Raw genomic sequence first — 18,629 nt, 5'->3', positions numbered from 1 at the left:
GGTCTGGTGAAATGAAAATAAAACTGACCGGCGGCATGGCCGAAGTAACGGTAGGAGCGGCATCCTCCCCGGCAGGGGAAGATATAGCGGATAGCGCGGGCCCGGTAGGGCACTTCCCAAGAAATAATTTTGGTATTTTTACAGTTTATGGAAGGCCAGGAACCGATTATTTACTCACCGGCAGCGGTACTTAATATTTTTAATAACTCGATCTCGCTGAAACAGACGCAGCGGATTATTCAGCTGCGCGGTATTTTCGTGATGGGGAAGGGCGCTTTTTATAACGGCAGCTATTATGATAGTTTGCGGGATGAGTCGACTAATGCGCAGATCACGCTGGTGGTGCCGGCACTGATCCGGAACGAGCTGCAACACCATAAGACGGTAACGATCAATGGCTATATTACCAGGCGGGTGGTAAACAATGCCAGCCGGATCGAGATCCAATTAACGGTAACCGAGCTGGTCGGGCAAACGCAAAACAAGTATTCGGAGGAAGAACTCAAACGGATCGAACTCCAGCAGGACAAGGCAGCAGCAGACTTCCGGGACGTACAAAGCTGGATCAAGGAAAAGATCATCCATGAGCAACCGTTCAGGATCGGGGTGATCATTGGAAAAACGGCCATCATCGACAGCGATATCAAACATCAGTTGCGGGAATCTATCGGCTTTTACGAGCTGGAATTCTATAGGATCGACTTGAGTACGGAGACGGAGATCATAGCGGCGATGACCCAGCTCGACACGCATACGGATATTATCGTGATTTCGCGCGGGGGAGGAGAGAACCTCGACATCTTCAATAAGCCGTCGATCGCGGAACGGGCCTTACAGCTGAAAGCATTGTTGGTCACAGCCATCGGTCACAAGGAAGACGTAACGCTTTTGCAAAAGGTGGCAGATAAAGCATTCATTACGCCGTCGGAATTCGGGCAATTCCTGAATGACACGTATAATCACACCGTGGAAGAAGCGCAGCATTCCCGTGCACAACTGGTGGAATCGGTGACTAATTAATTGTCTGCCGGTTACCAAAAGGAAATTGACAACCTCAAAGAGCAGGTCAAAAACCTGGAAGAACTCAAAAAGCAAAGTGCGGCAGATATGCAAAAGGTTTACGAAGAGAAGATCAGTGGTCCCAACCAATTGCAGTTGGAAAAACAGGCGTTGTACGAGCAGCGGATCGCTGAACTGAATAAAAAGAGCAATGTAAACTGGATAGCGGTGATCATCGCCGTTGTGTTAGGCCTGCTCATTGGTTATTTGCTGCATCTAGTATCATCGTTCGAATACATGAAAATCTCGCCTTGACTGTTCAGCGGATATTTTTTTTAAAAAGATTGGCAATTTAGTAGTGCGCAAATAGGCTGCGCAGGCAGGCTTTTACTTTGTACTTGACAAAGTTAACCTCTTAAGCATTTTACATTTTAAATATTCAGAAAATGAACGGACTTCAAGAAGTGATTCTGATCAGCGAGATCGTCCTACAGTCTAAAATAGCGAAGCGGGCTGCTGAACGATTGCAGGAGACACATGGACATTTTGATCACTTGGAAACCTGTTTGCTATTCAATCCATTCTGGTTTCTGTGGGAAATGTCTCCAAAATTCTTTGGCCCGACAAAAAATATAAAAAAACGCGGTGAAGAATTAAGCAATTGCTTAGAATTGATACAAACAATCCACTTTCTAACCGTTCATTTCGAAACCATTTCGAGGATTAGGACGAGCGCGTAGAGATAAGCGTATTCAAACACTAATTATTGTGCATGCTTTTTTAAATCAGAATAGCCTTTTTTTATAGTCTTATTATAATATATACTGTGGATTATTGCCTTTATTGTTACCTTATCAGTAATATTATAGAATTATTCACTTCGGATCATTAAACTCTTATCAAAAGTTAACCTGTTAATGCTAATCAGGATTAATTAGTTATTTTCTTTGAAATCTTAATTGCCATATTGCATCAACATCGTGTGTTAAATAATATATGGCATCGCTTACTATCATATCAATGCCAAAATTAGTTTCTTTATTTTTAGTTAAAGTTTCCACACTTGCAATGATAATTCTAGGCTGTGCTTCACCGTTATAGTCAACTTCGAAGTGAAAAAACTCTACCTGCTTTTTTAACAGGTAGATTACTTCCATCAGCCCAAGACTATCTGTCTTAAAATAGAAATTAAATTGAAATAAAGAATTTTTTGACCCAAATGATTTACTTAAAAATTCTTGTGTTTGTTTTTCCGGCGTCATAGCTAAAAGTTGTAAGCAAATGTTAAGCCAATATTAAAACAAAAAAAATTAAGTCTACAAGTTTGCGAAGTGACCTGTCTATTCCTGATATAGCTTGTCACTAAAGAAAAGAATACGAAAGCAATTCCGTGGAAGAAAAAGCAAGTTGCGGCTGTCGTAAAACGAAAGCCATTTGAAAAGTTCGACGAACAGACTAAAATAGAGAGCGTTGAAGAGATAAATACCGTTATGATCAGTTGCCTGGGGGCAAGTCGCAAATACCGGGTTCCGAGAAACACGATAAAAGCATGGGCTGGTAAGCTTAATTTGACTACTTTGCTGAGTGCAGAAAACTCTTCAACGCTTCCAGGGATGACCCAAAGTCAGGAATCAAAGTTACTTATCAAGAAAATAAATGAGCTTACCAAAGCATTAGAATTATCCCAATTGAAGAATCTTGCTTTGGAAACAAATATCGAATTAGCGGAAAGTGACCTTTATATAAAGATCCGAAAAAGGCGAGGTACCAAACAATCTTAAGGATGCGGCAAAAGTAACCAGAATACACCCTGGTAGCTATTTGTGCACTTTTTGGTGAAAGCCGTCAGGCTTATACTTAGCTCATCATATTGCGGCAAGGACGAGTATAGCACATATGGTTGTGTTGGCACTGGTGGGTGAGTTCCGTGCTGCTGTTCCTATACCGGAAAGCCCGAAGCAGGAGCAACCAGGCCTGGAGAGTTCCGGGAGACGTTTTGTTTTCGCAAGGTAAAAAGAAATTTAATTGCCGGTTAATCCCTCGGTTTGGGAGGGGGGGTACAAATCCCCCATACTGGGGGATTGCGATGGTAGTGCAGATAGAGTAGCTTTGAAATACTATGAAAAGCTTATGTTATTTCCTTAGGGTAGCCGCGGTCAGCCTGATCACCTTAACCAGCCTGCGTTGCAAGAAGAACAGTCCGGACGATTCGCGTGTTACTCCGGCGATTAAAAGCATCAGTCCTTTACAGGGCATCGCGGGAACGTCGGTGACCATCAGCGGTGTCGGCTTTGATACCGTGTTAAGCAAAACCAGTGTAAAAATAAATGGTCAGCCTGCTGTCGTAAAATCGGTGGCCGCTGACCAAATCGTAGCGGTCGTTCCGGAAAACGCAGGAAGTGGCGAAATAACAGTGATGAATAATAATACCTCCCTGCCTTTTTCGGCCAGCTTTACGTTCAGATCGGTCGCGGTCAGCAAAATCCCTGTTGATGTCGGTGCCGGAGGTCCGCCTAATGTGTTTGACGGAAACCCTATTACGGACCTGGCGGCAGACGCGGCCGGAACACTGTATGTCAACGCGCATACAGATACGGTGTTTAAAATATCTCCCCTCGCGGTGAAGACCATGCTGGCCAAAGTCGGCAGCGGCGGCACCACCTTAGGCGGGACATCGGTGGATGCAGCCGGTAACGTTTACGCAGTGGGCACCAATGATTTTAAGATCTATAAGATAACGTCCGCGGGTGCTGTAAGTGTTTTTGCGGGTAGCGGTGTTTCGGGCTATGCAGATGGAAAAGGGGCTTCGGCACAGTTCACAGCGCCTTCGGGGATGGCGAACGACCCTTCCGGCAACTTATTCGTCACCGATGTTTACCGGGTGCGTAAGATAACGCCTGCAGGTCAGGTGAGTACTTTTGCAGGTAAGGCGACTGCGGGAAAGGCAGACGGACAGGGCACCGCTGCCAGCTTTGGCAGCTATGGGGCTCTGCAGCATATTACCACAGATCCAGGCGGGAATGTGTACGTAAGCGATGACGATCCGGGATCCCGGTACGCCCAAAACAAGGCTTTTTACATTCGCAAGATAACACCAACCGGCAATGTCACTACGCTCGGGCCGTTGCCGATACAATCCGCGCCCTGGGCCAATCAAGGCCCAATGAGCTTGCCCTTCACATCGCTGCTAGCGGCAGATGCCGCAGGCAACCTGTTTTTACCCGGATCTTCCTATAACAACGGTTCTACGGCATCCGGCGGCTGCTGTACCTTCGGCCCGATATTTATGTCCGACGAGGCGCTGAACTCTTCCGTTTTCTATGAGCTCAATAATGTATTATTTTACTTTATCACGATTAACTATACCGGTATCACGTTCGACCCGGCGGGCAATTTGTATATCAGCGCTACAACGGGCTGGGGCCGTCGTTTTTATGAACCACCAGTTTACACCGGCAGCGTAATCCTGAAATTTACTGTACACTAAAATCATGAAAATCAAAGTCCTAATCACAATCATCACTTCCATCGTTGCCCTATCGGCCTGTGAAAAAGAGCGCCCGAAAGAACGTTCGTTAGGAGCAGTGCCGCTCCCGGATTCTGCCGTGTTTGTCACAACAATTGATACGAAAGGTATCAATATATTCGTGCTGAACGCCAGTAACGGCGAATTGAATACAAAATATAACTATCCTTCGACCCCTAACACCACCTGGTGCTACCCGGCCGCGGGCAACGGACTTTTGTACAGCCTGGAAGACCACCAGATCCGGGCCATCGATCCGAAAACAGGAACGGAGCTATGGACGGATGCCGTGGATAATGCAACCGTCCCCATTCTGCACGAAGACACTTTTTTTGGGTTTACAGGCTCTCAACTTTATGCAATGGACGCGATCAAAGCCAGCGCTAAACCGTTGTGGACGTATGCGATGGCTGGCGGGCCCGCTGATCTGCGCTATGCGAACGGCATCCTGTACGTCTGCAAGGATAAGCACATTGTCGCGCTGGACGCTAAAACGGGTGCCGAAAAATGGGGTCTGAGTAATGGCCCTTATGCGCTGGGGGCATTGAACAGCGGCATTATCATTTCCGGATTGATGACGATCGACGCGACCAGCGGCAACGAACTAGGCACCGTTACACCGCCCCTAATCCCTTTTAAATCAGATGAGGATGTATCGTATCCAACGCTGGACTACGCGACAATGGAACTTTCTTTTGTCAGTACAAGACATTATGGGCCCTCTCATTACGGCAGGGGCTACCTGAGCGCGGTGCAAAAAAGCAGCGGAGCGGAAAAGTGGCGAAGAACTTATGGTGAGGGTATCGGTTCCTATGATACCACTAATGTCGTGAATCAGATATGGCATAATCAATTGCTCATCACCAAGACCGTCATCACCGGCGCGGGGAAATACGGCTATACCCTGGCTGAAAACCACTGGATGGCAGATATGAATACAGGCGCTTTAACATTAAACCTGAATGATGGCGGGAAAGGTATCACTGAGGTCGGTTTTATCCTAAACAATACCCTCTATCTCCAGAAACGATCCACCCCGACCCTGAATGGCCTGCCTTCACCTTCGCCGGGAGACTATACCAATGCCAGCTTCCTGTATGCCATCGATCTCTTAACCGGAAAGGTTAAATGGGATGCCAGCAAAATACTGGAGGGTTATGACGGTTTCGTGCACAATTGTGTCTTTGCGGGAGGCAAGGGATACGGTGCGCTGATCCAGTAAAAACCGGCGTTGTCAGTTGAGCCAGTTATTTGTTCCGGCGATCTTCAGCGCATCGGCTTTGCTGCTGACGGCCAGTTTTTGATAAATATTTTTAATGTGGCTGCGTACGGTTTCCTTGCTGATGAACAGGTCCAGCGCGATCTTGGTGTAACTTTTACCCGCAGCGATCCCCTGTAATACTTCGGTTTCCCGGCCGGATAGCGGTGAATCCGCAGCGCGGGAAAACGAACGGACGACCATTTTGGCGATCTGCAGGCTCATCGGCGCTCCGCCGGCGAGGGCCTCCGCAATATCCTGGAGGATATTGCCGCTATCGGAATTCTTAACGATGTATCCGCCTGCTCCGGCGCACAAAGAACGGAACACCTTTTCGCTGTCTTCTAAGACAGTGATGATCAGCACAATGCATTCGGGCCGTAGTTTTTTGATCCGCTGGGTACCCGCTATCCCGTCCATGCCCGGCAGATCGATATCCATCAGGACTAAATCCGGCGCATCGGCCGCCAGGTTTTTCAGCGCAGCTTCGCAATCGGAATAATTACCTATAACCTGGTAATCTTGGGTCTGGTCAATAACGGCAGCAAAACCTTCGCTGATCCTTGGATTATCTTCCACAATGACTATTCGTTTCTTCATAAAAATCAAATTAAATACTGTACGGGAACTGTGATTTCTACGGCGGTACCGCTTGCTTGCTTGTGGACAGTCAGCCGGAAATGATTCCTGGTGCATCTTTTTTCCATATTACTCAAACCATAATGCGTTGTCGCCGGATCGGCTTCTTTCCAGGAACCGTTATCAGACAGCCGATAAACCAGCTTGCCCGGTGTCGCCCAAAGCCGGAGCCGGACCTCGCTGGCACCGGCATGCTTCACGACGTTGGTCATCGCTTCTTTAAAGATAAAAATGATATGGAGCGCGGCAGAGGGGGCCAGTTGTACCTGCTCAATCGCTTCTGCTTCGGCGGAAAATGCGATATCAAACTGATTATAAAATAGCTGTCCGTACCCGGTCAGGTAATCAAACAGGGTAGCTGGTTCATCACTGTGATGATTCAGGTGCCAGAGAAAATCCTTGCTGCTGGCATAAAGGCCGTTGCTGTTGCTGATAATACTATCCACCAGCGGCTGGACCTCGTGATCCTGCTCCAGTTTCATTTTGAGCAGGGACGCCTGCCGCGTGATGGCCGAGAGCATATTCCCGGTCTGGTCATGAAAGTCAGTGGCCATCGTTTCCCGTATGCTGTTGAGCTGATCTGTCCTCGACTTTACTGCTTCGTCCAGCACCGTGATCTTTTGTTCCTGCAAGGCATTGAATTTCAGCCGGGCCTTTTCCTGGTCAATCTGCAGGTAAGCCAGGAAGCCGCCGAAAAACAAGGTGATCAGCTCATTCATGCCAAAGGCATAAAGTGGTTCCCCCAAAACGGATCCTACTGCAGCCGGCAAATGGGAGCGCAGCGTAGCGTAATAAAAAAAGCCAAAAAAACAAAAGTTACCGATGATGGCTAACCAACCCCACTTTTTATCGGTCCAGATCGAAACCAGCAGGTACATATGAATGATTGCTACATTTGGAGAATAGACAATCCCAGAATCGGCAACGAGGCCATACATGATCCAGTAACAGGTCAGCGCGGAGATGGTCATCGGAACGCGGTAATGCCCCCACCAACGGATGGTAAGCAGCATAATGACATTAAACAGGTCGTTGACGAGGTAACCGCTAATCGGTTTACCCATATAATGAGCGAAAACGGGAAACAGCAGCATGAGTGGGATCCCGATCAATGCGGTGCTCACAACCCCCCGTAACTCCTGGTAACGGGCATGATCGGGTTTACCGCGATAGGCGGGCGGCATCCAAAAATCAACGGCTTTATCAAATGTCATCGTGCTAAGTTAAGACATCCCATAGCGAACCGTGCCTGTTCCCCTCAAAATACCGCAAAATGGGGGATTGTCCTGCGCGAGCTTGTGATTTAGCTTTGTGGTTAAATGCTTATGAAAAAACTACTGCACTTCGCCTGCCTGCTGCTTCTTACTTTTGCAGGCTGTAAAAAAGATTCGCAAACGCAAACGCCCGAACCAGCCAAAGGCAGTATCAGCGGGATGCTCCAGGTGCCGGGTTCCATGAGTAGTATCACGGCCAGTGCCACGATTAACGGTCAACCGGTAAATTACACAACAAAGGCCGATGCCTCCGGCAGTTTTAAGTTTAGCGGACTGCCTGCGGGCGTTTATTCTATCGATTTTGTACCGGGAGGGGCTTTAATAGCAAGTAGCGTGACAGCCACAATTTACGCCGGTCAAAATATAGACCTGGGCACTATCTATACCTATGTTGGCTCAGGAAAAATAACGGGTACCTTCAGTCCGGCCGGGCTGACCACCGGCATATTTATCAGCTATACTACCAGTGATGGTACCGTAAGGTCTATGCTGTCGAACGCGCTCACCACATCAGGCACCATCCAGGCCAATCTCCCGCCTGGCACCTACACCATCACTTTTAGCGATGTATGGGGTTATATCACGCCGCCGGCTCAAACCATCAAAGTAAGCAACGGTCAAACGACGGACCTGGGCGCCATCGTTTTTGAAAAGGCGAAGACGGGTAGTATCAGCGGCACGGTCATACCGGCAAATGCGTCTTCCAGCATTACGATCGCGCGACTAGGCGCAATCTTGACCGCATTAGGTCCGGTACAAACCTTTACCATCAATGCGGATGCTGCCGGCCATTTCAGACTGGGCGATTTGGATGGAGCTTATTATTACGACATCAGCGTCAATCCTGCCGCAGGCAGCAGTCTGAATGCGCCGGTTAAAATCAGAATATTTTTACCAAGCGGGCAGGATATGGACCTCGGTAATCTGGAACTAACCTCCTCGCCGGCGCTGCCTCAGCTTTCTTATTTCCGGGATAATCAAACTGTTTCCATCCCCCTGGTAACGGCTGATCTGGTTTCCCGGCAACTCACGATTGCGCAGCCCAGGGACATTCACGGAGCGTATTTCGGCCTGACGCTCAATAATGTTACCGCCCCCGGCGATTACATCTGCAACGGCACAACAGGATCAAGCATCACCCTGGCAACCGACAGCCATAGCGACTACCCTCTGAATTGGGAAAGCAATTCAGCCGGCGGCAGCGGCCTGATCAAAGTGACCGCCTTTGACCCGGTTCATCAGACGATATCCGGGACCTTTACGGCAACGCTGGCGTTCGGCGGTAACATTACCAACATCACCAGCGGCGCATTTGTAAACGTTCATTACAGTAAACGATGATTCACGCCGATCGGGCAACCGCAATAAGGACCTTATTTTGGGGCTGAAAATATATCCAATACAGATTGCCATTCAAGATTATATCGATATCACGAAGCGCTTTCGCAAAACTGTAAGCGTATTTAGACTGTTTCATTGATTTCACTTGATTCAAACGATGCCAAGGGCGACTGAGCGAGAAGGCCGCTTTGTATTTTTGCGGACCATTTAAACCTAATGGTCTGCTAAACGAAAGTTTGTGACATCGTTAATCAATCAATCACCAGTTTCTTTTGGAGAAGATTGTATACAAGTAAAGGGCTCGGTAGCAAAAATTATTGCTTTTCTTTTACCTATAGCTAGTTCTGGCGGAAGTTTTGAGGTAAAATAATGCAAAACTCTTAAGTGAAAAGGCGGCGGCCGAATATCCCGACAGCGTGATAACGACGTATAAATAGACAGCGTCACCTGGCAAACGGTTAGTTGGATAACATCGCTCGTTGGAAATGAGGTATTTCATCAATCGAAAACTTTAAAGATGTGCTATTTCCGATTGCTGTTTATATTTGCCAGGAGCCATACCGGTGATCTTTTTGAATATTTTTGAAAAATAAAATACATTCTCAAATCCCGTACTTGCGGCGATCTGTGCAAATGTCATTTGAGTGGTCACGATTAAATACTGCGCCCTTTCAATTCTTTTTTCGTTGATATAATTTACTGGCCGTTCGCCGGTATGCTGCTGAAACAAGCGAGAGAAATAGTCACTGTTTTGATTAGCTCTTTTAGACAATTCGCTTACCGACAGAGCTTTATGAAGATTTAGTTGGATATGACTTATAGCATCTAATATCTTGACCGGGATCTGATTTTCCTCATTATGTTTAAAAACGCCTTGCATTAAGAAACGAGATACCAATTGTAAGATGATTCCCTGTGTCTCCAAAAACGTTGACATAGATTGCTGGTTATTGAGTTCCCTATACTCCTTGTAAAAAATATCCTTTTCGTATATGCTTGGATTGTCAGAACGATTGATTCCCCGACCCGGGTTGATCTGCAGCAACCGAATGAAGTTTTGGATATCTACATCAGTCGCTTTCACTTTCATTATCGATCGGTTGTTAGCAAACAATGATATGCCATCAGATGATTCTTCAAAGAACTGAATGAAATATTGGCTCAGATAGTTTTGACAGCTCAAATTGCATAGCGTAAAACTTGGAATGATAAACAGATAACCAGGTTCCAGTTGCAAGGTGGTTGTAACGTCGGAGAGCTCGCCCTCACCGGCATCAATGTAATACAATCGGTAATAAGGGCTTATAACATTTTTATAGTTCCATTTTATATCCAAATCGGCGTGGTCAACATTCAGTAAAGAAAAATTGTGTTTTAAAACCCTTTTAAACATGTCTTAAATTTCAAGAAAGATAAGAAAACCATTTTAAGTAAATGTCGGTTTTGTATAAAACAAAGTCTAATTAAATCAAATGATTTCGTCCGCCGGTTATTAATTTTGCTCATCAGCCGCGAATATTTAGATGATAAAGCGACCACCAATCATAACATAAAATAATTTATCATCAGCTGATGGTTAATGAGCGTTTATCTTATTAGTCGAAAGCAATAAAATGTATATGGAAAGACGAATCTTAATAAAAGGAATGGCAGCCGGGCTGTCTTCATTGTATCTTTCAAAGAGTTACGCGGTCCGCTTATTAAAAGCGCCTTATACCGATCCTTTTAAACCCACCTGGGATTCGTTGACACAATACCAGGTGCCAGATTGGTTTCGCGATGCTAAGTTTGGTATGTGGGCGCATTGGGGGCCGCAGTGCCAGCCCGAACGTGGCGACTGGTATGCGCGCGGCATGTACCAGGAAGGCAGTGATCAATACAAATATCACTGCGACAAATACGGGCACCCGTCTAAGTTTGGCTTTAAAGATGTTATTCATGAATGGAAGGCAGAGAACTGGGACCCGGAAGAATTAATTGGTCTTTATAAAAAAGCAGGAGCCAAATATTTTATGGCGCTGGCTAATCACCACGATAATTTTGATTTGTATAACAGCAAGTACCAGCAATGGAACTCGACGCGTATGGGCCCCAAAAAAGACTTGGTAGGTGGTTGGGCCAAAGCTGCCAAACATCATGGGTTACGGTTTGGCGTCAGCGTGCATGCCGCGCATGCCTGGAGCTGGATGGAAACGGCGCAACGGGCAGATAAAAACGGGCCAATGGCGGGCATTCCGTACGATGGTAAAGTGACCAAAGCCAATGGTACCGGTAAATGGTGGAACGGGGAAGATCCGCAGGAATTATATGCGCAAAACCACCCTTTAAGTCAAAATAGTCTAGATGATGGAATGATCCATCGCCAGTGGAATTGGGGAAATGGTGTAACTCCGCCGTCAAAAGATTACTGTGAAAAATTTTATCAGCGTACTATTGACCTGATTGATAAGTACGGCCCGGACGTGGTGTATTTTGATGATACCGCTTTGCCGTTATGGCCCCTTAGTGATGCCGGCTTACGGATAGCGGCACACCTCTACAATAAAAGTATAAAAAAGCATGGGAAGTTAGATGCCCTAATTTTCGGTAAGATCTTGAATGAGCAGCAGCGTAAATGTATGGTATGGGATATTGAACGCGGTCAAAGCAACCAGATCGAAGACCAACCCTGGCAAACCGACACCTGCATAGGTGGCTGGCATTATGACCGTCGCATTTATGAGCACAACCAATACAAAAGCGCCAAAACCGTTATTCACACGCTCATTGATGTAGTGAGCAAAAATGGTAACTTGATGCTGAATATCCCGGTAAGGGGCGATGGGACCATAGATGATAAAGAACGTGCGGTAGTGGAAGATATAGCGGCCTGGATGCAAATTAACAGCGAAAGTATTTATGGCACCCGGCCATGGAAACTGTTTGGCGAAGGGCCGGCGATAGAATCTGCGGCACCATTAAGTGCACAGGGTTTTAATGAAGGTAAGGGCAAGCCATTTGGAGCGGCAGATATACGCTTTGTTAAAAAAGATAAAACTTTATATGCTACCCTGTTAGCCTGGCCCGCTGACAAAACCGCTGTGATCAAAACATTGAACAACGGGAATGCTGGAAAAGTAGAAAAGGTAAGCTTATTAGGGTATCCTCGACCGTTGGAATTTGCGCAAAAGATTGACGGTTTAATAGTAAATTTACCGGAACAAGCGCCGGGCAAAAATGCATTTGCCCTAAAAATAGAAGGAGCAATCGCATAAGTTTTGGAGATTCCATAACTTGGGCACCCTACAGTATGTATGATGTTGTAATAAGCATGAAGCAGTTTATCCTATCAGTTAAATCCCGATAACAAAATTAATCAATAAGGCAAGCAGCGTGTGACAAATTTAGAATTACCACCAATTTTATTTGGTACAAGCGGCCTTGGAAATCTATATGTCGCGCTCAGCGATACGGATAAAAAGGATATTGTTGCCGAATGTATCAGGCATTCAAAAAAGCCTGTCGTATTCGACTCGGCCGGTAAATACGGCGCAGGTTTGGCTCTGGAGTCTTTGGGCAAATGTTTAAGGCGATTGCGGGTGGCGCCGGACGAAGTACTGATCAGCAATAAACTTGGCTGGCTACGTACTGAACTGACTACCTCTGAGCCCACTTTTGAACCCGGGGTTTGGAAAGAACTACAGTATGATGCCCGGCAAAAGATCAGTTATGATGGGATTTTGGAATGCTTCGAACAAGGCAACATGCTATTGAACGGTTATCAGGCACAACTGGTTTCAGTGCATGATCCGGATGAATACCTGGCGGGAGCCGCCGATCAGGCAGACAAAGAACAGCGTTACCGGGATATTCTTGGTGCTTACAGCGCACTTGCCGAATTAAAAGAATCCGGCAAGGTAAAAGCTGTCGGCATCGGCTCTAAAGATTGGCGGGTAATTGAAAGGATCAGCCGTGACGTTCAGCTGGATTGGGTAATGATCGCCAATAGCATGACCGTACACAGTCATCCGCGCGAACTGGTGATTTTTATGAAAAAGCTGGAAAGTTCGGGCGTAGCTATTATCAATTCTGCCGTTTTCAACGGGGGATTTCTTACGGGCTCTGACTACTATAACTACCAGGCTGTTGATCCGGAAAATCATGCGGCGCTTTACAGGTGGCGCACCGCTTTTGATCAGTTGTGTTTAGCCTATCAGTTAAGACCGGCCGAAGTAGCTGCTTATTTCGGTTTGAAAGCACCTGGTGTAAAAAGTATTGCGCTCAATACTACCAATCCCAAAAGAGTGGCCGATAATATTGCCATGGCAGCGGTCAAAATACCCCCGGAATTTTGGAGAGTAATGAGAACGCAGGGTCTAATGGATGAATCCTATCCTTACGAATATTTAAACGAAGATTGATCTATGAAAACATACTATTTGGCACTTGATCTCAAAGATGACCCACAATTAATTGCGGAATATGAACGCTGGCATCAAGCCTGCAACGGCTGGCCGGAAATACGAAAAAGTATCCTGGACGCGGACATCACCGATATGCAGATCTATCGTACAGGAAACCGGTTGTTTATGGTAATGGAGACCGGTGAGACCCTCGATCCTGCCAAGAAAGCAAAACAGGATGCCCAGAACCCAAAAGTAAAGGAATGGGAAGAATTGATGTCTAATTTCCAGCAACCCCTTCCCTGGGCGGGCGATGGCGAAAAATGGGTTTTGATGGACAAGATTTTTCAACTGTAATGATGATGAAAATATTAGCCTGCACAGAGCCCGGCGAACTGGCTTATGGAGAAAAAGAAATGCCCGTTCCCGACACTGACGAATCGCTTATCCGAATCAAACGCATCGGCATTTGCGGTACCGACCTCCATGCTTTTGAAGGGACCCAACCTTTTTTCAGCTATCCGAGAATTTTGGGTCATGAATTATCCGGTGTACTGGCAGACCCGAATCGTGCCGAAGGCTTTGAAAAAGGTGAAGCAGTTACCTTCATACCCTATTTCAATTGCGGTAAATGTATTGCCTGCCGCTCCGGCAAGCCTAATTGCTGCACCAGCATTAAGGTTAGCGGCGTGCATATCGATGGCGGTATGGTTGAATATCTGTCGGTACCGCAATATGCGCTGGTGCATGGTGAAGGGTTGAGTTTTGATGAACTGGCGTTGGTTGAGCCGCTCGCCATTGGTGCCCATGGCGTACGGCGTGCAGAAGTGCGTTCAGGCGAATATGTACTGGTAATAGGCGCCGGCCCGATAGGCCTGGGCACCATGGAATTTGCCCGGATAGCCGGTGGTAAGGTGATCGCAATGGACATGAACCAGGCCCGGCTGAATTTCTGCCGCGACCGCCTAAAGGTCGACCATCTTATTAATGTCACGACCGATGATGTAACCGCCAAATTAGACGATATCACGGGAGGTGATATGCCAACCGTGGTTATTGATTGTACCGGCAGCCAACGTGCCATTAATAATGGATTCCAGTATATGGCGCACGGAGCACGGTATGTGTTGGTTGGCCTGCAGAAAGGCGAGATTAGCTTCAGTCATCCGGAATTTCATAAGCGTGAAGCGACGCTGATGAGTAGCCGCAATGCTACCCGTGCCGATTTTGAGCATGTCATCGCTTCTATAAAAAAAGGATTAGTCGATCCAAACAACTACATTACGCACCGTGTAAATTTTGATGAGATCGGGGCAGAATTTGAAAGTTGGCTCGATCCCGCTAATGGAGTAATTAAGGCCATGGTAGAGTTGTGATAAACAATAAAGAATAAAAAAGAAAATTTTAGAAGAAAAGAATCCCTGAATTTTTCAATCCCGTTTATGATGAATAGAATTGAAGTTTATATATTAACCCCGGTAATTAAAATTAATTTCTTTTAAATGAAGGCTTTTATTTTCGACCTTAACGGAACCATGATCGATGATATGGAATATCATACCTCGGCATGGCTTCGGTTGTTAAACAATGAATTAGGGGGCAGTTTTACCTGGGAAGAAGTTAAAAAGGAGATGTATGGTAAAAACCCTGAAGTTTTGGTGCGGATTTTTGGTCCGGAGCGCTTTACTGCGGAAAAAATAAATAGTTTATCGATAGCAAAGGAAAAGCAATACCAGGCGGAATTTCTACCCCATCTCAAACTTTTACCGGGTCTCCATGAGTTTTTGGAAGCTGCCTATCAAAAAAATATCCCAATGGCCATCGGTTCGGCGGCCATACCTTTTAATATTGATTATGTATTGGATAATTTGAATATCCGGCACTATTTTAAAACTATCGTAAGCGCCGACGATGTGGTGCTGAGTAAACCACACCCGGAGACTTATCTGATAGCCGCTGAACGCTTACAAGTACCTGCCGCAAATTGTCTGGTGTTTGAAGACGTGCCCAAAGGAGCAGAAGCGGCCGCTAACGCCGGCATGAAAGCGGTTATCATTACCACTACTCATCAGCCACCTGAGTTTGATGGCTTAACAAACATATTGCACTTTTCCGGTGACTTTACGGGTGAATTTTATAATAAAATCTTGTATAATTAAGTATTGTCGTTCATATAGCGGCAGAATTTAATCTGTTGCCTTGACAGGATAACCTAACAATGCAAGCATTTTGACCCCATAACGGGTACCTAATTTGCGATATCCTTCAGCGGTGAAATGTAATTTATCCGGGGATGCGCTGCAGCCTTCGGACGAAATTACGTAGGAATTAGGAATGGTTTCCGGTAGCCGGGCGATGATTTTGTTCATGGAAGCGCAGGCGCCGCCCTGATCAGCACTTACCAGTTCTCCGGCAAGTAAAGGCACCGCTTTGGGTTTAAGTTTAAGGTCAGTCATCAAATTATCATAGATACCTTTTACTTTCCTGGTCCATAAGGTATCATTCGTATTAGACTCTCCCTGGTGGATTAAAATACCCTTTATAACACCTTTTTGCTGTGCTAGTCGGGCCAGTTCAACCAGCCTTGCGTAGGGGTTACCCTCGTATTCAGCGATCATATTTTTCATCCAGCCGGGTACACTTGTGACATAGGGTTGGAAGTTGTCCTTTTCAAATAGCTCGATCCTCGAACCGGCTACAGAAATATTGATAATACCTATTTTTACCCTTTTAGGTAGATTCGCAACAAGGGTCCGGCCAAAATAATCAGCAGGAGTTAATCCGGTCTTACACCGGCACAAAGGCGGCACGGCGGTATACCAGGTATCTTTCATCCGGCCAAGATCCGGACAATCCACGGCTTGTAATACTTTGAACCGCGGATCGATCCCTGCCGTATCCTGAGCATCGAACCGGGCGTTCCCCTCCATATTGGATTGACCAAAGCACAAAAATATATAGAACTTGGAGTCTTGCGCAAAACCCTTTCCGGCGGTCAGCAACAAAGCGAAGAGTAAAAAATATCTTTTCATAGTCATGAAATGAGTTCAAAACTGAAATAGCTAAGGTTTAAATATCAACTGCGCAAACATATACAAGCCGTCCTTCCAAACTTTAAAGTCATGTACGCCGGGCGCTATATAATAAATATGAGGTACACCTTTTGCTTCAAGATATTCATGTGTCCGTTTGCTAAAGCTGAGCAGGCCGTCGCTGGCCCCGCAGGATAGCCAGAGCAGTTTTAATTGTTTTTTTGCTGCTTCCGGATCGGGGACAAGTAATTCCGGAACCTTAGTATTCGGTGCAGAAGAAAAACCGCCTACCCAGGCAAATTTGTCCAAATGGCCCAGACCGAAGTTAAGCGACTGGCCGCCGCCCATAGATAAGCCGGCTATAGCCCTGTCGTCCTTATCCTTTAAAACTGGATAAGTTTGCTCAATGAATGGGATCAGATCGTTAAGCAAGTCTTTTTCAAAAGTCGCGAAAGCGGCAACCTTTTCCGGCGCCATGATATTGCCGGTGGCGCGGTCATCCTTCATGGCGCGGCCATTGGGCATCACAATAATCATAGGGGTGACTTTACCCTCCGCGTACAGGTTATCAAGGATTATTTGAGGATTGCCGCCTTTTAACCATTCTTTTTCGTCGCCGCCTATGCCATGCAAAAGATAAAGCACCGGATACTTTTTGTTTGTTGTGTAACCCGGCGGTGTATATACCATGGCCTTGCGCATAGTGTCAACAGCTTGGGAAAAATAGCTAATGCTGTCAATGTTACCGTGTGTTATATCTGTGCGTAAATGATCAAATCCCGGTAATGGTTGCTCAACCGGCGCTTGCGCAAATACAGTCGAACAAAATGTCATCAGCATTAGCAGGCTGATAGTCAGCAATCGTGATTTTATGATAGACATGTTATTAATAAATAAGGATTAATGAACTTTGGTTTAATGATCTGATATTTACCGCTAAGGTGCATCAAGCTGAACAGGTAAAGCAAGCCGTCATAATAGGTATCATAATACCCGTCTTCATACGGTTCCAATTTAGCATTCCAAAGTGCATGGACAAAATCAAGACCGGCAGAATTGCGACTGATGTGTGCAGTGGTGGCCGCCGTTGCTACCAGCCCGATAGAATGCCTTAGTTTTTTAACGATTCCCGCCTGAAGAATAAATTCCGGACGTGAACCGTCGAGATTGAATTGATCTTCAAAGGAGTTTATTCCTTTGGACCTGAGGAAGTCCTGGAACCTGGTCGCGTAAGACTCCTGCCAGCTTTTATCCTTGCCGAACCAGACATAGTCCATGGTGATATTCATAGGAACCCGCCAGGAGTCATAACGGAAACCGGCGGGCATCCAGCTGGTGGGGTGCGGCTTTCCGGAAAATTCGGCATAATCAGAATTCAGCGCAGTAACAGGGTCGCAGGCGCTATGCAAAAAAGCACGCGATGTGTCCGCACAATCTTTATAAAATTGTTTGTGGCCGTCTTTGGCATACAGCGCCCAGATTTCATAGAATGCCGGCAGATGATAGGATGGGTCGGTCCAGTTATAGTTACCCCCTTCGGGGACAAAACTGATCTGTTTATGTGTTATGTTAATCAGGTTGTAAATATTTCCGGTCCCGTCTTTTTTCCACATGGCATCCAGTATGTTTCGGGCTTCAGCGTAATAGTTGATGCCGGTACCATTTCCCCAGCGGTTAGCAGCAAATAAAAGGTCGGTAATGAAATAGAGCTCACCATCGGATGCCGAACCTTCAGAATTACGTTTCATGGTTTGCGGGTTGATACTCCAGGCAAAATACCCTTGCCGCGGCCCGGACTGATGCTGAAGATACTTTTTGGACCACCGCCATATGCGGTCAAAAACTTCTTTTTTGTCCAACTGTACCGCGATCATCATTCCATAAGACAGGCCTTCGGTCCTTGCATCGTGATTCTTTACATCTGATATATAGGCCATAGAATCGCCTACGGTAAAATAAACCCGGTCCGGCCCCTCAAATATTGTTTGATAAGCATCTGCAATTTTCCGGTCGATGGCTGCCTGGCTGTAGCCGGCGGCTTTAAATATATTGGGATAAATCCCCGATTCGATTGCCGCCCCGGTGTTTTTCCGGATGCTCGCTCTTTTAGACTGACCGATGGATATACCAGGCAATACAGCGAATAGCGTTAAAGCTAATATTAATTTTTTCATATCC

At 46.2% G+C, this 18,629-nt stretch carries 19 protein-coding genes; 12 read left to right on the top strand and 7 right to left on the bottom strand.

Annotated elements, in window-relative coordinates:
* The first annotated feature begins 11 nt into the window (after positions 1-11).
* Genes FO440_RS21970 through FO440_RS21960 form a run of 3 tightly spaced genes read left to right on the top strand, consistent with a single transcriptional unit; the run spans position 12 to position 1,314 of the window.
* Positions 12-194 (top strand): hypothetical protein, encoded by a 183-nt coding sequence (locus FO440_RS21970; RefSeq protein ID WP_144250469.1) that lies wholly within the window; start codon positions 12-14, stop codon positions 192-194.
* Positions 148-1,020, top strand: a complete 873-nt coding sequence (locus FO440_RS21965) for an exodeoxyribonuclease VII large subunit (protein WP_144250468.1) — start codon at positions 148-150, stop codon at positions 1,018-1,020. The genes FO440_RS21970 and FO440_RS21965 overlap by 47 nt, the downstream gene beginning before the upstream one ends.
* Entirely contained in the window at positions 1,021-1,314 is a 294-nt protein-coding gene (locus FO440_RS21960; protein ID WP_144250467.1) for a hypothetical protein, read from the top strand. It begins immediately after the preceding gene.
* Between the two features lie 623 nt (positions 1,315-1,937).
* On the opposite strand, the gene FO440_RS21955 is transcribed toward FO440_RS21960, so the two are convergent.
* On the bottom strand, positions 1,938-2,261 hold the full coding sequence (locus tag FO440_RS21955; RefSeq protein WP_144250466.1) for a hypothetical protein: 324 nt from the start codon (positions 2,259-2,261) through the stop codon (positions 1,938-1,940).
* A gap of 228 nt (positions 2,262-2,489) precedes the next feature.
* Here FO440_RS21955 and FO440_RS21950 point away from each other — a divergent pair, with 228 nt between their 5' ends.
* The 3 genes from FO440_RS21950 to FO440_RS21940 all read left to right on the top strand — a co-directional run bounded on the left by FO440_RS21950 (position 2,490) and on the right by FO440_RS21940 (position 5,747).
* Positions 2,490-2,780 carry a hypothetical protein gene (locus FO440_RS21950; protein ID WP_144250465.1) on the top strand — a complete coding sequence of 97 codons (291 nt, stop codon included), beginning with the start codon at positions 2,490-2,492 and terminating at the stop codon, positions 2,778-2,780.
* 338 nt (positions 2,781-3,118) lie between these two features.
* Complete coding sequence (locus FO440_RS21945) at positions 3,119-4,486, top strand: IPT/TIG domain-containing protein (protein WP_144250464.1); 1,368 nt, start codon at positions 3,119-3,121, stop codon at positions 4,484-4,486.
* 4 nt (positions 4,487-4,490) lie between these two features.
* A complete protein-coding gene (locus tag FO440_RS21940) occupies positions 4,491-5,747 on the top strand; it encodes an outer membrane protein assembly factor BamB family protein (RefSeq protein ID WP_144250463.1) in 1,257 nt (418 codons plus the stop codon).
* 12 nt (positions 5,748-5,759) lie between these two features.
* On the opposite strand, the gene FO440_RS21935 is transcribed toward FO440_RS21940, so the two are convergent.
* The gene (locus FO440_RS21935) at positions 5,760-6,383 is read right to left on the bottom strand and encodes a response regulator transcription factor (RefSeq protein ID WP_144250462.1); all 624 of its coding nucleotides are present in this window, start codon (positions 6,381-6,383) and stop codon (positions 5,760-5,762) included.
* A gap of 5 nt (positions 6,384-6,388) precedes the next feature.
* A complete protein-coding gene (locus FO440_RS21930; protein ID WP_144250461.1) occupies positions 6,389-7,636 on the bottom strand; it encodes a sensor histidine kinase in 1,248 nt (415 codons plus the stop codon).
* Between the two features lie 111 nt (positions 7,637-7,747).
* On the opposite strand from FO440_RS21930, the gene FO440_RS21925 reads away from it, so the two are divergent.
* On the top strand, positions 7,748-9,037 hold the full coding sequence (locus FO440_RS21925) for a hypothetical protein (protein WP_144250460.1): 1,290 nt from the start codon (positions 7,748-7,750) through the stop codon (positions 9,035-9,037).
* A gap of 511 nt (positions 9,038-9,548) precedes the next feature.
* Here the strand turns inward: FO440_RS21925 and FO440_RS21920 are convergent.
* Positions 9,549-10,430 (bottom strand): helix-turn-helix domain-containing protein, encoded by an 882-nt coding sequence (locus FO440_RS21920; RefSeq protein WP_144250459.1) that lies wholly within the window; start codon positions 10,428-10,430, stop codon positions 9,549-9,551.
* 226 nt (positions 10,431-10,656) lie between these two features.
* Between FO440_RS21920 and FO440_RS21915 the strand changes: the two genes are divergently transcribed.
* The 5 genes from FO440_RS21915 (at position 10,657) to FO440_RS21895 (ending at position 15,578) form a co-directional block, all read left to right on the top strand.
* Positions 10,657-12,291: an alpha-L-fucosidase gene (locus FO440_RS21915; RefSeq protein ID WP_144250458.1), complete on the top strand. Its 1,635-nt coding sequence runs from the start codon at positions 10,657-10,659 to the stop codon at positions 12,289-12,291.
* 120 nt (positions 12,292-12,411) lie between these two features.
* Positions 12,412-13,437: an aldo/keto reductase gene (locus FO440_RS21910; RefSeq protein WP_144250457.1), complete on the top strand. Its 1,026-nt coding sequence runs from the start codon at positions 12,412-12,414 to the stop codon at positions 13,435-13,437.
* Positions 13,438-13,440: 3 nt separating this feature from the next.
* Entirely contained in the window at positions 13,441-13,776 is a 336-nt protein-coding gene (locus FO440_RS21905; RefSeq protein ID WP_144250456.1) for an L-rhamnose mutarotase, read from the top strand.
* The gene (locus tag FO440_RS21900; RefSeq protein ID WP_246104294.1) at positions 13,776-14,795 is read left to right on the top strand and encodes a zinc-binding alcohol dehydrogenase family protein; all 1,020 of its coding nucleotides are present in this window, start codon (positions 13,776-13,778) and stop codon (positions 14,793-14,795) included. The genes FO440_RS21905 and FO440_RS21900 overlap by 1 nt, the downstream gene beginning before the upstream one ends.
* A 126-nt stretch (positions 14,796-14,921) precedes the next feature.
* A complete protein-coding gene (locus tag FO440_RS21895) occupies positions 14,922-15,578 on the top strand; it encodes an HAD family hydrolase (RefSeq protein WP_144250455.1) in 657 nt (218 codons plus the stop codon).
* A gap of 27 nt (positions 15,579-15,605) precedes the next feature.
* Here the strand turns inward: FO440_RS21895 and FO440_RS21890 are convergent, their stop codons facing one another.
* From FO440_RS21890 to FO440_RS21880, 3 genes are read right to left on the bottom strand one after another with little or no spacing between them, the layout of a single operon-like run.
* Positions 15,606-16,451, bottom strand: a complete 846-nt coding sequence (locus FO440_RS21890) for a sialate O-acetylesterase (protein ID WP_222104034.1) — start codon at positions 16,449-16,451, stop codon at positions 15,606-15,608.
* A 30-nt stretch (positions 16,452-16,481) separates the two neighbouring features.
* The gene (locus FO440_RS21885) at positions 16,482-17,333 is read right to left on the bottom strand and encodes an alpha/beta hydrolase (protein WP_144250453.1); all 852 of its coding nucleotides are present in this window, start codon (positions 17,331-17,333) and stop codon (positions 16,482-16,484) included.
* Entirely contained in the window at positions 17,321-18,625 is a 1,305-nt protein-coding gene (locus FO440_RS21880; protein WP_144250452.1) for a glycosyl hydrolase family 8, read from the bottom strand. The genes FO440_RS21885 and FO440_RS21880 overlap by 13 nt, the downstream gene beginning before the upstream one ends.
* Positions 18,626-18,629 lie beyond the last annotated feature (4 nt).

This window comes from Mucilaginibacter corticis (assembly GCF_007558865.1).
Lineage (GTDB): Bacteria > Bacteroidota > Bacteroidia > Sphingobacteriales > Sphingobacteriaceae > Mucilaginibacter > Mucilaginibacter corticis.
The sequence above is the reverse complement of the archived record's forward strand: the minus strand, read 5'-3'. Positions and strand labels throughout refer to the sequence as shown.

Coding starts and splice junctions, on each gene's coding strand:
- FO440_RS21890 (WP_222104034.1), bottom strand. CDS start 16,451: ATGAAAAGATATTTTTTACTCTTCGCTTTGTTGCTGACCGCCGGAAAG.
- FO440_RS21915 (WP_144250458.1), top strand. CDS start 10,657: ATGGAAAGACGAATCTTAATAAAAGGAATGGCAGCCGGGCTGTCTTCA.
- FO440_RS21930 (WP_144250461.1), bottom strand. CDS start 7,636: ATGACATTTGATAAAGCCGTTGATTTTTGGATGCCGCCCGCCTATCGC.
- FO440_RS21940 (WP_144250463.1), top strand. CDS start 4,491: ATGAAAATCAAAGTCCTAATCACAATCATCACTTCCATCGTTGCCCTA.
- FO440_RS21945 (WP_144250464.1), top strand. CDS start 3,119: ATGAAAAGCTTATGTTATTTCCTTAGGGTAGCCGCGGTCAGCCTGATC.
- FO440_RS21950 (WP_144250465.1), top strand. CDS start 2,490: ATGATCAGTTGCCTGGGGGCAAGTCGCAAATACCGGGTTCCGAGAAAC.
- FO440_RS21925 (WP_144250460.1), top strand. CDS start 7,748: ATGAAAAAACTACTGCACTTCGCCTGCCTGCTGCTTCTTACTTTTGCA.
- FO440_RS21970 (WP_144250469.1), top strand. CDS start 12: ATGAAAATAAAACTGACCGGCGGCATGGCCGAAGTAACGGTAGGAGCG.
- FO440_RS21965 (WP_144250468.1), top strand. CDS start 148: ATGGAAGGCCAGGAACCGATTATTTACTCACCGGCAGCGGTACTTAAT.
- FO440_RS21935 (WP_144250462.1), bottom strand. CDS start 6,383: ATGAAGAAACGAATAGTCATTGTGGAAGATAATCCAAGGATCAGCGAA.
- FO440_RS21900 (WP_246104294.1), top strand. CDS start 13,776: ATGATGATGAAAATATTAGCCTGCACAGAGCCCGGCGAACTGGCTTAT.
- FO440_RS21955 (WP_144250466.1), bottom strand. CDS start 2,261: ATGACGCCGGAAAAACAAACACAAGAATTTTTAAGTAAATCATTTGGG.
- FO440_RS21920 (WP_144250459.1), bottom strand. CDS start 10,430: ATGTTTAAAAGGGTTTTAAAACACAATTTTTCTTTACTGAATGTTGAC.
- FO440_RS21880 (WP_144250452.1), bottom strand. CDS start 18,625: ATGAAAAAATTAATATTAGCTTTAACGCTATTCGCTGTATTGCCTGGT.
- FO440_RS21895 (WP_144250455.1), top strand. CDS start 14,922: ATGAAGGCTTTTATTTTCGACCTTAACGGAACCATGATCGATGATATG.
- FO440_RS21885 (WP_144250453.1), bottom strand. CDS start 17,333: ATGTCTATCATAAAATCACGATTGCTGACTATCAGCCTGCTAATGCTG.
- FO440_RS21905 (WP_144250456.1), top strand. CDS start 13,441: ATGAAAACATACTATTTGGCACTTGATCTCAAAGATGACCCACAATTA.